The organism is Lactococcus sp. S47 (assembly GCF_016517475.1).
GTDB lineage: Bacteria > Bacillota > Bacilli > Lactobacillales > Streptococcaceae > Lactococcus > Lactococcus lactis.
In genome coordinates this window covers 113,300-127,563 of the sequence record NZ_JACVUB010000001.1, presented here as the reverse complement: position 1 = coordinate 127,563, position 14,264 = coordinate 113,300, and the positions used below count along the sequence as shown (strand labels likewise).

14 protein-coding genes are annotated in these 14,264 nt (G+C 35.2%); 1 reads left to right on the top strand and 13 read right to left on the bottom strand.

The features are described 5' to 3' along the window. Positions 1 to 60 precede the first annotated feature (60 nt). The 12 genes from IAE52_RS00600 to IAE52_RS00545 all read right to left on the bottom strand — a co-directional run bounded on the left by IAE52_RS00600 (position 61) and on the right by IAE52_RS00545 (position 12,016). The gene (locus IAE52_RS00600; RefSeq protein ID WP_010905655.1) at positions 61 to 762 is read right to left on the bottom strand and encodes a DeoR/GlpR family DNA-binding transcription regulator; all 702 of its coding nucleotides are present in this window, start codon (positions 760 to 762) and stop codon (positions 61 to 63) included. Positions 763 to 882: 120 nt separating this feature from the next. After that, positions 883 to 2,022: a M20 peptidase aminoacylase family protein gene (locus IAE52_RS00595; RefSeq protein WP_109990830.1), complete on the bottom strand. Its 1,140-nt coding sequence runs from the start codon at positions 2,020 to 2,022 to the stop codon at positions 883 to 885. 66 nt (positions 2,023 to 2,088) lie between these two features. Further along, positions 2,089 to 3,852 carry an oleate hydratase gene (locus tag IAE52_RS00590; protein WP_109990829.1) on the bottom strand — a complete coding sequence of 588 codons (1,764 nt, stop codon included), beginning with the start codon at positions 3,850 to 3,852 and terminating at the stop codon, positions 2,089 to 2,091. 213 nt (positions 3,853 to 4,065) lie between these two features. Beyond that, complete coding sequence (gene dnaK / locus IAE52_RS00585; protein WP_015426235.1) at positions 4,066 to 5,889, bottom strand: molecular chaperone DnaK; 1,824 nt, start codon at positions 5,887 to 5,889, stop codon at positions 4,066 to 4,068. A 72-nt stretch (positions 5,890 to 5,961) separates the two neighbouring features. After that, positions 5,962 to 6,501, bottom strand: coding sequence for a nucleotide exchange factor GrpE (gene grpE, locus IAE52_RS00580; protein WP_033900047.1), 540 nt, complete (start codon positions 6,499 to 6,501; stop codon positions 5,962 to 5,964). A gap of 29 nt (positions 6,502 to 6,530) precedes the next feature. After that, positions 6,531 to 7,574, bottom strand: a complete 1,044-nt coding sequence (hrcA, locus tag IAE52_RS00575) for a heat-inducible transcriptional repressor HrcA (RefSeq protein ID WP_010905650.1) — start codon at positions 7,572 to 7,574, stop codon at positions 6,531 to 6,533. Between the two features lie 221 nt (positions 7,575 to 7,795). Next, positions 7,796 to 8,200, bottom strand: a complete 405-nt coding sequence (locus IAE52_RS00570; protein ID WP_017864407.1) for a hypothetical protein — start codon at positions 8,198 to 8,200, stop codon at positions 7,796 to 7,798. 13 nt (positions 8,201 to 8,213) lie between these two features. Beyond that, positions 8,214 to 8,960: a M15 family metallopeptidase gene (locus tag IAE52_RS00565; RefSeq protein ID WP_109990828.1), complete on the bottom strand. Its 747-nt coding sequence runs from the start codon at positions 8,958 to 8,960 to the stop codon at positions 8,214 to 8,216. Then, complete coding sequence (locus IAE52_RS00560) at positions 8,957 to 9,652, bottom strand: histidine phosphatase family protein (protein ID WP_003130927.1); 696 nt, start codon at positions 9,650 to 9,652, stop codon at positions 8,957 to 8,959. The genes IAE52_RS00565 and IAE52_RS00560 overlap by 4 nt, the downstream gene beginning before the upstream one ends. A 67-nt stretch (positions 9,653 to 9,719) precedes the next feature. After that, positions 9,720 to 10,199, bottom strand: a complete 480-nt coding sequence (locus tag IAE52_RS00555; RefSeq protein ID WP_033900051.1) for a hypothetical protein — start codon at positions 10,197 to 10,199, stop codon at positions 9,720 to 9,722. A gap of 99 nt (positions 10,200 to 10,298) precedes the next feature. Further along, entirely contained in the window at positions 10,299 to 11,636 is a 1,338-nt protein-coding gene (locus tag IAE52_RS00550; protein ID WP_003130925.1) for a PFL family protein, read from the bottom strand. A 116-nt stretch (positions 11,637 to 11,752) separates the two neighbouring features. Next, a complete protein-coding gene (locus IAE52_RS00545) occupies positions 11,753 to 12,016 on the bottom strand; it encodes an ACT domain-containing protein (RefSeq protein WP_003130922.1) in 264 nt (87 codons plus the stop codon). A gap of 153 nt (positions 12,017 to 12,169) precedes the next feature. On the opposite strand from IAE52_RS00545, the gene IAE52_RS00540 reads away from it, so the two are divergent. Further along, positions 12,170 to 13,111 (top strand): UbiA family prenyltransferase, encoded by a 942-nt coding sequence (locus tag IAE52_RS00540; RefSeq protein ID WP_109991414.1) that lies wholly within the window; start codon positions 12,170 to 12,172, stop codon positions 13,109 to 13,111. 25 nt (positions 13,112 to 13,136) lie between these two features. Here IAE52_RS00540 and IAE52_RS00535 read toward each other — a convergent pair whose 3' ends face one another. Then, entirely contained in the window at positions 13,137 to 14,195 is a 1,059-nt protein-coding gene (locus tag IAE52_RS00535) for an endonuclease (protein WP_010905645.1), read from the bottom strand. Between the last annotated feature and the right edge of the window lie 69 nt (positions 14,196 to 14,264).

Genomic DNA, 14,264 nt, shown 5'->3' with positions numbered 1-14,264 from the left:
GGTTTGCAAATACTAACTTTTAGTGAAATTTTTTTCACACGATTCATTTAAAAACAAACGCTAATTGTTCTCGGTAATTAATTCAACTTCTTCAGAATTAGCAAATTTGACAAAACTCATTTGTCCTAATTTAGAAGAGTCGGCTAATATGAAAGCATTCTGGCTTTGTTTGACTGCTAGTCCTTTTATTGCTGCTTCTTCATGGTCTGGCGTCATTGCTCCGTGTTCATTGTCAAAGCCGTTAGCTCCAACAAAAGCACTATTGAATTGATAAGCAGAAAGTTGTTCTAAAGCCTGACTCCCAATTATTGCATCTGTTACCTTTTTCACTCGTCCACCGAGCAGATAAACGATTAATCGGTCATCTGTTAATTTCGCCAAATGACTGACAGAGTTGGTTACAATCGTTAAATAAAGATGAGATTGATTGATAAGTTCAGCTAAGATACCAGTTGTAGTCCCAGCATCTAAAAAAATAATATCCCCATCTTTAATTTTCGATAATGCTTTTTGAGCGATTTCTTCTTTTTCTTGAATGTTTTTGGAAGTTTTTTCGGAAATACTTAATTCTTCCGATAAGTCTTGTGTAAGTTCTGCACCACCATGAACTCGTCTTAAAGATTTTTCTTTTTCCAATTCATTCAAATCTCGCCTAAGCGTCGATATAGAGCAATCCATTAACGTAAGAAGTTCTTCAATCGTTGCTCTTCTTTTTAATTTTAGATAGTCAACAATCCGTCTTTTTCTTTCATTTGCTAACATTTCCATCTCCTGAATTCGTTTACAAAAATCATTATAACACCTTTACCTTTCAAAATCAATCATTAACTATCATTTTCTTCCAAAAAAACTCAAAAATAAAAAACTATCTAATAATAGTTTTTATTTAAAGTGTTCGAGTAATTGATGAGCGCTTTCCAAATAGTAGTCAACAGCAACTTTTAGAGTTTCATCTTGAACGACCATATCAGCAAAATGAAGTCCAGAGGCCCCTTGTTCATTTGAACCAATAAAAGCAAAGACACTTGGAGCTTGCTTTTGATAATTAGCGAAGTCTTCCCCCGCACTTGATGGCTCTGGATATACTACCTTATCATGCCATTGCTCGGTTCTTTTCCTGATAACATCTGTCAACTCGAAATCGTTGAACGTAAGGTCCGCTTCCATTAACCATTTAATCTCTAGTTCAACATCATAAGCTTTTGCAGTGGCCTCGATAATTTGACTGAATCTTCTCTTTGTTAAGGAACGTACTTCATTGTCAAAAGTTCTTATTGTCCCTTCTAAACGAGCATTGTTTGGTAAAACATTCCAAGTATTTCCGGCTTCAATGTGTGTGACAGATACAACAGCAGCTCTCAGTGGTGAAATATTTCTAGAAACAATTTGTTGTAGATTTTGAACAATCGCAGCACTAGCTAAAATCAAATCTTGACCTTCTTGCGGATATGCCGCATGACTTCCTTGACCTCTTATTAAAATTTCAAAACGTTCAACGGCTGCCATTACTCCACCCTCACGTAAGCCAATTACTCCAGCTGACAAAGTAGGCATATTATGGTAGCCAATAAAAGCTTGAACATCTGAAACTAATCCTGTTTTTAGAACTTCTTTGGCTCCCTCGCCAATTTCTTCGGCAGGTTGAAATATAAGTTTGATTGTCCCACTAAACTGACTTTCCTTCTCTTTTAGAATTTTAGCAGCTCCTAAAAGACTTGTCATATGTAAGTCATGACCACAAGCATGCATTGCTCCTTTGTTTACAGAGGAAAATTCTAATCCTGTTTCTTCTAGAATAGGTAAGGCGTCAATATCTGCTCTTAGCGCAATAATCGGTTTTCCTGAGCCAATTTTTGCAACAAGTCCTGTTTTAAGCTGACTATCCATTATTTCAATTTGCCAATCTGCTAATTTTTGACGAATAAATTTTGTCGTTTCAACTTCTTTTTCTGATATTTCGGGATGGGCATGAAGATAATGTCTAATTTTAACAAGCTCTTGGTATAAATTTTCTTCAATCATAAGAATAATTGTATCAAAAATAGCGAAGGTTGCTCCTTCGCTATTTCTTGTGACTTCATTTAATTTTTAAATCAGACCCGCATCTTCTAGAAGTTCTTCAATATATGTTCCTTTGATTTTCTTAAGTCCAACTTTGAGCGCTTGTTTTTTAATAAATGAGAGCTCTAAATCTTCTAATTTTTGCTTATCTGATAGATAGTAGGCTGAACTTGCTAAAGTTCGCAAATCATAAGCCGAAGCATAGACTTCCGGAACACCGCGATCAACATTTAATAATTGATAAACAGCTTCCATCGCAGTTCTGACTGAATACTCTGTTGTAAAGACTGTATCACGCTCAGTTTCCGCAAAATTTCCTAAAAACGCTAAATTTACTGATTGTTCAGGTACTACAAGAGGGCGATCCCCTGGTTCACGAAGCATGAAATAAGAAGTAATGAAAGGCATATATACTGGAATTGTATTAGTATTTTCTTTAACAAATGCTTCAATTTTTTCTTCTGGCATTCCTAAATGATAAAGTAATTCTTGAGTAATTTCTTCACCTGTACAATCTTCAATTGGTTTTTTGATATAGTTCCCAGGTGTATTTGAAAGAAGACCATAAACCCAAGTTACTGTTTCTTGGTCATTTTGTTCTTTAAAATGAGGTTGGCGGTGAGTTGTAAATGAAAGGAGCCAATTTGAATCTTTAACAGTAATAATTCCGCCTGTGACAACTTTTCCTGAACGCAATTGACGATGTGTTAATTTTTCAAAATAAGGTTGAATCTTTAAATTTTTCCAAGTGACAGTTGCTGATACAACCCAAGCTTCTTTTGGAATGTCCTTACAAAAAACATCTGGATGTCCAAATTCTTCTGATTGTTTAGCTAAATTTTGCCAAAGTTTCCAAGAGCCACCAAGTTCACTAGTTTTCGGAGCAGCTTGTGTTGGTGAACCTTGAGTTGAACTTTCTGTAATTGAACCATTTGTGACAAAAACTAAGTCATTTTCTGTCAGTTCTTTTATTTTTTTGTCAGCAAATACAATAGCTTTTGCTACCTTTTTGCCATTTGAAAAGTCAACTTCAACATTTTCAACCTGTGCTCCATATTTAAAATCAACTCCATAATCTTTTAAGTATGAAATTAATGGTTTTACTAGCGATTCATATTGATTATATTTTGTAAATTTTAGGGCAGAAAAATCAGGTAACCCCTCAATATGGTGGATGAAACGCATAATGTAACGACGCATTTCAATAGCTGAATGCCATTTTTCAAAAGCAAACATTGAACACCAATAAAGCCAAAAATTTGATTCGAAGAACTCATCAGTAAAGCAATCTTCTATTGTTTTACCTACAAGTAGTTCTTCTTTAGTCATGAATAATTTGATTATTTCTTCTTGAGCTTTTGGACTTAGGGTAAATTTTCCATCATCATCAACCCGTTCACCACGATTATGGATAATACGACAGTTAGATGAATTTGGGTCATCCCGGTCAATTCGATAAAATTCATCTAAAACAGATGCATTGTCCACTTCTAATGACGGAATTGTTCGGAATAAATCCCAAAGACATTCAAAATGGTTTTCCATTTCACGTCCACCACGAACAACGAAACCATCATGTGGAATAAAGGAACCGTCAAGAGAACCTCCTGACAATGGTAACTCTTCTAAAATATGAATACGGTCCCCTGACATTTGACCGTCACGAATTAAAAATACTGCTGTTGCAAGCCCTGCAAGGCCTGCCCCAATAATATAAGCTGATTTTTGATCAACATTTTCTGGTTTTCTTGGGTGAACGAAAGCTTCATAATTTCCATTTGTATAACGCATAATAATTAACCTCCTCTAATCTAAACAACATCAGTTTGACTAAATTTTTTAGTCTCTTTACTTCTAATTCTCCTCCAATCTCTTACTAATTTCATCATAGTACAAGAAGAAAATGATTGCAAGAATCTGAAATAGTTTTTAGACAACATGTCTATTTTGTCCAATTTTTATAAAAAAAAGCACTGAAAAAAGAATCAGTGCTTTTATAAATTATTATTTGCTTTCTTCAAAGTCACCATCAAATGTATTATCATCTTTTGGAGCTTCTTGAGCATCAGTTGCTTGTCCAGCTTCACCTTGAGCTGCATTTGCTTGTTCATAAAGTTTTACAGCGAGGTTTTGAGCGATTTCAGAAAGTGCTTCTGATTTAGCTTTGATATCATCAATATCTTCACCTTCAAGCGCTTTTTTGAGTTCTTCTTTAGCGTCTTCAGCTTTTTTAACTTCAGCTTCTTCTACTTTTCCTTCAAGGTCTTTCAAAGTTTTTTCAGTTTGGAAAACTAAAGCATCAGCTTCATTACGTGTATCAACTTCTTCTTTACGTTTTGCATCAGCGTCAGCATTTGCTTCAGCATCTTTCATCATTTTATCAATTTCTTCATCAGAAAGACCTGAGTTTGATTTGATAACGATTGTTTGTTCTTTTTGTGTACCAAGGTCTTTAGCTTTAACAGAAACAATACCATTTTTATCAATATCAAATGTTACTTCGATTTGTGGAATACCACGTGGTGCTGCAGGGATATCTGTTAATTGGAAACGACCCAAAGTTTTGTTATCAGCTGCCATTGGACGTTCACCTTGAAGGACATGAATATCTACAGCGGGTTGATTATCAGCAGCAGTTGAGAAGACTTGTGATTTAGAAGTTGGGATAGTTGTGTTACGGTCAATCAATTTTGTGAAGACACCACCCATTGTTTCAATACCAAGTGAAAGTGGAGTAACGTCAAGGAGAACAACATCTTTAACGTCACCAGTAATCACACCACCTTGAATTGCTGCACCCATAGCAACAACTTCATCAGGGTTTACTGATTTATTTGGTTCTTTGTTTGTTTCGTGACGAACAAGTTCAACAACAGCAGGGATACGAGTTGAACCACCAACCAAGAGAACTTCGTCAATATCAGAAGTTGACAAGCCAGCATCAGAAAGGGCTTGGCGAACTGGTTGACGTGTCGCTTCAACAAGATCATGTGTCAATTCATCAAATTTAGCACGAGTCAAAGCCATTTCCAAGTGAAGAGGGCCAGCAGCACCGGCTGTGATGAACGGCAAGCTGATTTGAGTAGTTGTTACACCTGAAAGGTCTTTTTTCGCTTTTTCAGCAGCATCTTTCAAACGTTGCAAAGCCATTTTATCTTGGGCAAGGTCAATTCCGTTTTCTTTCTTGAATTCGGCAACCATCCAGTCAATGATTTTTTGGTCAAAATCATCACCACCGAGCTTGTTGTTACCAGCAGTTGCAAGAACATCAAAGACACCATCACCAAGTTCAAGAATTGAAACGTCGAATGTACCACCACCAAGGTCAAATACAAGAATCTTTTCATCTTTATCTGTTTTATCAAGACCATATGCAAGAGCTGCTGCTGTTGGTTCGTTAACGATACGTTCTACTTCAAGACCAGCAATTTTACCAGCATCTTTAGTTGCTTGACGTTGAGCGTCATTGAAGTATGCAGGTACAGTGATAACTGCTTTTTCTACTTTTTCTCCAAGATAAGCTTCTGCTGTAGCTTTCAAGTTTTGAAGAATCATTGCTGAAATTTCTTGTGGTGTATATTCTTTACCATTTGCAGAAACTTTTTCAGATGTTCCCATTTTTGATTTAATAGAAATAATTGTTTCTGGGTTAGTTACCGCTTGACGTTTTGCAGCGTCACCGACAATGATTTCACCATTTTTGAAAGCTACAACTGAAGGTGTTGTACGATTTCCTTCTGGATTTGGAATAATTTTTGATTCAGTTCCTTCAAGAACTGCTACTGCTGAGTTTGTTGTACCAAGGTCAATACCGATAATTTTAGACATATTATTAAATCTCCTTTATTTCTTATTACTTATGAATAGTTTAAAGACTTTGCGGTCAATTTATTTTTTAATTTACTGTGCTACGACAACCATTGCTGGACGAAGTAAACGTTCGTGAAGTTGGTAACCTTTTTGGAAAACTTGCACGATGCTGTCAGCTGGATGTTCATCATCAGCTGGGACAGTTTGAACAGCCATGTGAAGATTATGGTCGAAACTGTCATAAGAAACTTCTTCAACGCCTTCTTCTTTAAGTGCTGAAATCAAGCTTTCTTGGACCATTTCAAGGCCTTTTTTAACATCATCCGTTAATCCTTCAACAGCAAGTGCACGTTCAAGATTATCTAGTGAAGATAAGATTTTTTTTGCTAAATCTTGTGAACGATATTTGATAAGTTGCAAACGTTCTTCATTTCCACGACGTTGTACGTTTTGCATTTCTGCAGAAACGCGAAGGAATTTATTTTCCCACTCAGTCGCTAACTTTTGTGCTTCATCAAGTTCATTGATTTCTTCTTCAACAATATCCTCAAGTGCTTCCTCTGTTAACTCCTCAGTCACTTCTTCATCAACTTTTTCATTTTTGATTTCTTCTTTAGTTTCTTCGGACATAGGCCCTCCTTTTTTAAATAACTTTTTTATCATTTACTAATTTCATAATGGTTACCATCAAGATAACGATAATAGTCACTCAGCTTCATAGTTAAAACTTTAGCAACTAAGTCAAGAACTGATAACGTCCTTTGATAATCCATTTCTACAGGTCCAACGACTGTTAGAGTACCAAAACCGCGATATGGGATAACAAATTTTTGCGAAATAATCGTTAAATTTTTCATGTATTTTTCGTCATTGTCAAATTTAACGGCACGCATTTCATCGTTATTAGTGATTTCGCGAATTTCATGAAGCATCCGTTCATCATCGCTAAAGAGTTTATATAATTCTGCAAGATTGTCAGTTGCATAATCAAAGATATTTTTACGCCCAGCGACGGTCAGCCGTTCTTTGAACAAATCATCAAAAATTGATTCAAAGAGTTGGAGAACTTCACTCGTAACTTTGAAATAACGCTGAACAATCTGTGGAATCTCTGTTCGTAAAGTATAGTGAATATCAATCACTTTTTTACCAACCAGACGTTCTTTAACTAGATTACTAAAGACTGCTAAATCAGCTTCGGTCATCGATTTTGGAAGAATAAATTGATTTGTTCTTACTTCACCAGTCCCTAATGTTATAACTGAAAGTACTGAATGACTATCCAGCATGACCATTTCAAATGAAACTAATTGTTGGTCACGTTGGGGAGCATTAAGAACAAAGCTTGTCAAACCAGTGAGTCCTGATAAACTTTTAGCTGCTGTTTTAAACAGGTCAGATAGGCGATAAAAATCACCATCAAAAGCTTTCATCACTTTAAATAAGTCATTTTGACTAAATTCATCTAACTGGATGACATTTTCTACAAAATACTTATAACCTGAAACACTTGGAACACGTCCACTTGAGGTGTGTTCTTTTTGAATCAAGCCTAGTTTTTCCAAAACTTTCATGTCGTTTCGGATTGTAGCGCTAGAAGCTTGAATACTATCAAGGAGCGACTTTGAACCGATTGGCGTATGCTCTTTGGCATAAAGAGAAACAATCAAATTTAAAATTTGTCTTTGACGTTCTGTAATCATGACTACTCCTTTCTCCACAGATAAGAAGTTCGGCAAAACTTCTTTCGCAAGCTCAAAAATTTCTTGAGCCTTTGACTTCTGTTTAGTATCTACAAGCTTTTTTCTGTTTTAGCACTCTTCATCTCTAAGTGCTAACAAATTTATTATAACCCTTTGTTTATACCTTGTCAAGCAAAAAGACATAAAAATTAGCACTCTTTTTATTAGAGTGCTAATTTCATTTATAAAAGATTGGAATCTTTGGATGTTTGCCAAATATTCATGACTGTAATTACCATTACAGCAATGACAAAGAGGCTTTCATACTTTACTTCATGTTGAATGAAAAGTATGGCATAATCTATAATCAAAAGTGCCGAAATAATTTCTAAAAGTATAAAAGTAAAACGCCAAAATTTCAATAATAGAAAGATTAATAAAGCAAAAATCAATAAATAGATTAAACTTTGCCAACTCGTAATTGTTGACGAAATTTTAGTCGTTAATGTTTTTATATTTGTCGATAAGTTATTAAAAAATTGACTAAAGAAATTATTATGAACAAGGAGAACTTTAATCATTTCCGAGACACTGTAAATAAATAGAGCAACATTAACATAGAGTAGAAGTCTGGTTCGGTTTAGCATGATTTCATTTCCTTTATGCTGGTAATAGTTTTAGATATTCTTCTAAAGTAAGATTGTGTTCGGTCATATATTTAGCATTTTCTAAACCAACATATCTAAAATGCCAGTCTTCATAACCAATTCCTGTCTCTGCCTTTTTCCCTTCTGGAAAACGAAGAACAAATCCATATTTGGGAGCAATTGCTGCAACTTGTTTTGCATATTGACTCTCATTTAGGCTATCAATATTACTCATATCAATCGCTAATCCTGTTTGATGTTCTGAACTTCTTGGCGGCTGAGAATAAGTTTGTACATTTTTTATCGCTTCTTCTTCTGAAATTGGATTTCCACTAGAATTTACTGTTCCTTGACCATTCATTTCTGCTTGGACATAAGATTGATAAAGCCCTTCTTGATATGAGACTGACCGATAACCTGAGATTAAATGTTCAGCTGGTGATATTTGTTGGGCTGCTGCTAAAAATTGTTGAACCGCTGATGCTATCCTTTGATCAACTTGAATCCCATTTACGGTTGCCAGTGTTGGGTTCATTTCATCTTTAGGTGATTTTCGACTCACCAATACTAAATCCCAATCTGATTGTTTAGCGTCAGGTAAATCTTTTTTCTTTGCCGCCTCTTTAGAAGACGAAATACTTGTTTTTTTAGATGATTCGTTTGTTGAATTTGACTTATCATTGGTAAATAAAATAAATCCCAAAGCGCCAATGATCAAAAGAACAAGCACGGTTAAACTAAATGTTATTCTTTTTTTCATTTTTTAGCTAACTTTTCACTCCCTATTTCTCGATAAGACATGTCTCCGACTTTTCCAATGGTAAATTTTCCATCCTCAAAACTTAAATGAGTGACAGAACCATTATCAAGACCATGTGGACGAGGGAGTTCTGGGTGAGCGAGTTTTACAAAAGTTCCAATGGTCATTCCATGGCTGACAATAACAATATTTTTAGCCCCTTTTGCTTCAGATTCCTTGGCAATATCTGTAAAACCGTCCATGATACGTCCTGAAAGTTTTTCCCATGGTTCAGCCCAGCCAGCCGTATCAACTTCAAAAATCGCATTAGCAATTACTTCATCTGGAGGAAATTCGTCGGTATGATGATTTCCAGTTTCAGTAAATATTCTTGGTAGAACGCCATCAAAAAGTTCTCCGTCATAGCCACCATCAAATGAACCAAAACACCACTCACGGATTCTTTTATCATAAGTGTATGGAATTCCTTCATTATCAGAATTAGCCAAGATAAAACCCATTGTCTGGATTGTACGTCCAGAATCAGATGAATAAGCTCGGTCAAATTTAATACCTTTTTCTTTGAAGCCTAGACCAAGTTCAATAATTCCTTGTTCTCCTGCCGCAGTTAAAGGTGTATCAGACCAACCTTGCGCTCTACCAATTGTATTAAACATTGTCTTTCCATGTCGAACTAAATAAATATTTACCATTTCTACTCCCCTTTTTAATGATTCTAACAAAAAAATTACGATAGGATATTTCTATCTATATAGAAAATTACAGCCATTCCTGTTTAATTGTAAAGTAGGAACCTCTTATCTCACCTGCGAGTTTTGAACGTTGGCGTGCAAATTTGAATTTTCCCTCAAGTTCTTTGGGGATTTCCATACCCACTGACAACTTTATTCCAACTGCCCGTTTTGGTTTCTTGCCCGCTTGTCCAACTTTTTCATAGAGTAGATTTAAAACCATACCATCTTCGTAATAGAATTCAGGCCAATAGAGTTCATCATTTTCATAGATAGCAACTTCGAGTATTTTTGCTGAAAATTTTAAATTACGTTCTTCAAGTAAAATTTTCTCAAACAAAGCGACTTCGTCGGCTTTTTCATGAGCTGGATATGTGAAATACTCAAATTTATACTTATTCCAAAAATAACGTGCTTCATTAGCTCGTAAACCTGCTAAAGCATCAGCTACCGGCGAAGTTTCCAAGCCAACTGTTTCTACATCTTTAAAATTCACTTTGTAAGCCATAAAATAACCTCCGTATTTTTTCACTTCTTCTATTATATCATTTTTGGAAGCGCTCATCATTTTTTAGAAATATTTAGGAGCTGAATTTTAAAAGTATTTTTAGTTTTTAAATGAATGAATTGGTGCTGGAATTTGACCGCCACGAGCAATAAAATCTGCTGATGATGCTTTGTTTACTCTCATAACTGGTGCTACACCGAAAAGTCCACCAAATTCAATTTGTTCGCCTTCTTTGCCCATTGGAATAATCCGTACTGCTGTCGTTTTTTGATTAATGACCCCGATGGCGGCTTCGTCAGCAATCATTGCTGCAATGGTAGATGCCGGTGTTTCTTCAGGAATTGCAATCATATCCAAGCCAACTGAACAAACACAAGTCATGGCTTCTAATTTTTCAATATTCAATGCCCCAGAATTGACAGCGGCAATCATTCCTTCATCTTCTGAAACTGGGATAAAGGCGCCTGAAAGTCCACCAACACGTTCAGCTGCCATAACTCCGCCTTTTTTCACAGCGTCATTAAGCATGGCTAGGGCGGCTGTTGTTCCATGAGTCCCAACAGTTTCAAGTCCCATTTCTTCCAAAACGCGTGCAACCGAATCGCCAATTGCTGGTGTAGGTGCAAGTGATAAATCAACTATTCCAAATTCAACATTAAGTCTTTCTGAAGCCATTTGACCAACAAGTTGACCAATTCTTGTAATTTTAAAAGCTGTCTTTTTAATGGTTTCGGCTAAAATATCAAAAGATTCTCCGCGGACTTTTTCAAGAGCACGTTTAACTACACCAGGTCCTGAAACTCCGACGTTGATAATCGTATCTGCTTCCCCAACTCCATGAAAAGCTCCTGCCATAAATGGATTGTCTTCAACGGCATTAGCAAAGACAACAAGTTTGGCATTGAGCCATTTATCACCTTTAGACATGATTTTGATGGTTTCACCCATATCTCGAACTGCTGTCATATTAATACCTGTTTTAGTTGAACCAACATTTACCGAAGCACATACGCGCTCAGTTGCTGCTAGTGCTTTAGGCATTGATTTAATCAAAATTTCATCACCTTTTTGATAGCCTTTTTGCACAAGAGCAGAATAGCCACCAATAAAGTCAATGCCAATCTCTTTTGCTGCACGATCCATCGCAAGAGCAAGTGGTGTGTAATCATCAGCAGCTGTTGCTGCTCCAATAATTGCAATGGGTGTTACAGAAACACGTTTATTAACAATTTTAATACCGAGTTCATGTCCAATCTCGTTACCTACTTCAACAAGTTTTCCTGCTTTTTTGACAATTTTTTGATAGATTTTTTCAGCTGCTTTATCAATATCAGCATCGATACAATCAAGAAGACTGATTCCCATTGTTATTGTGCGAATGTCGAAATTTTGTTCTTCAATCATCGCAATTGTTTCTTTGATATTTTGAATATCCATTATTTAATTTCCTTAGTTTTGATTAAAATTTTACTGACAGAAATTTTTTTCGTGCTGTCAGTAAAAATACTTTTAAATAAAAGTCATTTATTGGCTAATTTTTTTCTGTCAGTAAATTATAATTTGTGCATGGCGTTAAAAATTGCTTCATTTTGAACATGAATATTGACACCCAAGGCTTCACCTTTTCTTGAAAGTTCTGCTTGAAAGGCTGAAAAATCACTATTTTGTGTTTCAACTACCATCATCATAGTAAAAGCTCCACTCATCAAGGTTTGTGAAATTTCAATGATATTTGCTTCAAGTTCTGCCAATGTTGCTGTGACTCCAGCAACAATCCCAATTTTATCTGCTCCTACTACTGTTACAACTGCGCGCATTTTGTTTCTCCATTCAAATTTTTATCCTATTATAACATTTTTATTTAAATTTTCAGTCAATTTTCTTGTCAGTAAAATAAACTTTTGCTGACAGCTCTGTCAGTCAAAATCATCCATGATTTATTGGCTAGTTTTTGCTATAATCAGCTTATCATGACTTTAAAAACTTTTTTTAATTTTACACGTATTCAAACCTTGCCCGCTGCATTATTATCACCGATTGCTGGCTGTCTTTTTGCCTTTTGGTACTTTGGAAGTTTTCATTTTTGGCCTACGCTTCTATTTTTTATTGGTTTAGCAAGCATTAATCTTTTTGTTTCGGCTTGGAATAATCTGATGGATTATCAAAAAGCACTTGATCCTGAGTATAAGAAATGGAATATTATCGTTGCTAAATCGATTAATCCTAAACTTGCTTTAAACATTTGTTTGGCACTTTTAGCGATTGATGTAGTCGTTGGACTAATTGTTCTTTTCTTAACTAATCTTGCGATTTTACCAATTGGTGGACTTTGTTTCTTAATTGCTATTTTCTATACTTATGGTCCTTTTGCTTTTTCTCGTTTTCCTTTGGGCGAAATTTTAGCGGGTCTTTGCGAAGGGTTCTTTGGTTTTTTCCTTGCTGTCTATATTAATTCTTATGATAAAGGCTATTTTTTCATTAATTTTGACAGGAATTGGTTCATGACATGGACTTGGGACTTTAAAATTCTTTTACCAATCCTTCTAGTCGGTCTAATGTGTTTTGTTCAAAATTTTAATATTATGTTTTCTGATAATATTTGCGATTTAGAACAGGACATTCGCAATGAGCGTTATACTTTACCTTATTATCTAAAGATTCCACTCAGTTTAAAAGTATTTACTGGACTATATTTATTTGCTGGACTTTGTATTTTAATTGCCGTTGCTTTGGGAATTTTACCAATTTGGTCATTATTAATGAGCATCATTGCCCTGAAAGTTATTCCTAATATTAAAAAGTTTAGAGCCAAACAAAGTAAATCAGAGACTTTCCACCTTCAAATTGACAATCTGATGTTATTTAATGCTTCTCTTGCCCTTACGTTGTTACTGGGAATTATTTTTAAGTAAAATAAAAAAGCGCTTAGCGCTTTTTTTACTTTTCCAAAGAGAAATCCATGACGACCGGCTGGTGGTCCGATGATTTGAACTGATTATCAATGGTTTGTATTTTTAAGTCTTTTATATTATTTGAAACAAGAAATCCGTCAATAATTCCAAATGTATTTTTTGGATTTTTCTTATCATAGGCATAATCAAGTGAACGAACAGTTGGGGCATTGGTTGGTGCGACCACTCGCATTCCTTTTGTCAAATTTTCCGTGGGAAATTCCTTCATCCATGTTAATTCTGGATGAGCTTTACCAGCTAGGGCATGGTTATAATCAGCCCCACAAATGACATAATCTCCTTTAGAAACATACTTTTTCATCTCATCAAATAAAGTCAATAATTGTTGTTTTTGAATTTTTTGGTCAGTGATAAATGCTGACAGATGTGTATTAAAGATGACGAATTTTTTATCTGAATTCTTAATTGGCAAAATACTGACAGAAAAAGCTCGGTCTAAATCAAAAAATTTATTAAAATTAGTTTCGATAGGCAACTTATATCTTGTTGAACTTTCAATTTCATATTTAGAATAAGTCATAATTCCAGATTTAGCTTTTCCAATTGGCTTGGTCACCGGATAAAAAAGATAGGCTGAATCGTAATTCTGTGTCAGAACACTGGTATAATCGGGAAGGCCAGCACGAACCATTTGAGGTTCATTTACTTGTTGGCTGCGATCGCCTTGCCAATCAATTTCTTGAATATTTCCAAAGTCTGGCTTCTCTTTATTAATAAGTCTGATATCTTCTTGAATTGCAGATTTGACAGCAGATTTACTATAAGCTCGCACATCATCCCCACCATCCATGAAAAAATTGAAAGAAGGAGGGTAAGAACCATAACCGATATTAAAAGTCATCATTTTATAGGTTTGCCCCAGCTCAACTTGCTGAGTTTGAGGATTTTTAATTGTCTGCTTCATATCATTAGGAAGGCGATGATATTGTGCATAAACATAGATGACATAAGACCCAATAATCAGAGCAAATACTAAAATAATGCTGACAAGGATTTTTCCAATTAACTTTAAGCGATTTTTCATATTATTCACTAAATAATTCTAGGAAAATTTACTGACAGCCACTCCTAAACAGTCTGTCAGTAAAATATT

Excerpts from the sequence above, each read along its gene's own strand:
- IAE52_RS00600 (WP_010905655.1), bottom strand. The coding sequence starts at position 762 with ATGTTAGCAAATGAAAGAAAAAGACGGATTGTTGACTATCTAAAATTA.
- IAE52_RS00595 (WP_109990830.1), bottom strand. The coding sequence starts at position 2,022 with ATGATTGAAGAAAATTTATACCAAGAGCTTGTTAAAATTAGACATTAT.
- IAE52_RS00590 (WP_109990829.1), bottom strand. The coding sequence starts at position 3,852 with ATGCGTTATACAAATGGAAATTATGAAGCTTTCGTTCACCCAAGAAAA.
- dnaK (WP_015426235.1), bottom strand. The coding sequence starts at position 5,889 with ATGTCTAAAATTATCGGTATTGACCTTGGTACAACAAACTCAGCAGTA.
- grpE (WP_033900047.1), bottom strand. The coding sequence starts at position 6,501 with ATGTCCGAAGAAACTAAAGAAGAAATCAAAAATGAAAAAGTTGATGAA.
- hrcA (WP_010905650.1), bottom strand. The coding sequence starts at position 7,574 with ATGATTACAGAACGTCAAAGACAAATTTTAAATTTGATTGTTTCTCTT.
- IAE52_RS00570 (WP_017864407.1), bottom strand. The coding sequence starts at position 8,200 with ATGCTAAACCGAACCAGACTTCTACTCTATGTTAATGTTGCTCTATTT.
- IAE52_RS00565 (WP_109990828.1), bottom strand. The coding sequence starts at position 8,960 with ATGAAAAAAAGAATAACATTTAGTTTAACCGTGCTTGTTCTTTTGATC.
- IAE52_RS00560 (WP_003130927.1), bottom strand. The coding sequence starts at position 9,652 with ATGGTAAATATTTATTTAGTTCGACATGGAAAGACAATGTTTAATACA.
- IAE52_RS00555 (WP_033900051.1), bottom strand. The coding sequence starts at position 10,199 with ATGGCTTACAAAGTGAATTTTAAAGATGTAGAAACAGTTGGCTTGGAA.
- IAE52_RS00550 (WP_003130925.1), bottom strand. The coding sequence starts at position 11,636 with ATGGATATTCAAAATATCAAAGAAACAATTGCGATGATTGAAGAACAA.
- IAE52_RS00545 (WP_003130922.1), bottom strand. The coding sequence starts at position 12,016 with ATGCGCGCAGTTGTAACAGTAGTAGGAGCAGATAAAATTGGGATTGTT.
- IAE52_RS00540 (WP_109991414.1), top strand. The coding sequence starts at position 12,170 with ATGACTTTAAAAACTTTTTTTAATTTTACACGTATTCAAACCTTGCCC.
- IAE52_RS00535 (WP_010905645.1), bottom strand. The coding sequence starts at position 14,195 with ATGAAAAATCGCTTAAAGTTAATTGGAAAAATCCTTGTCAGCATTATT.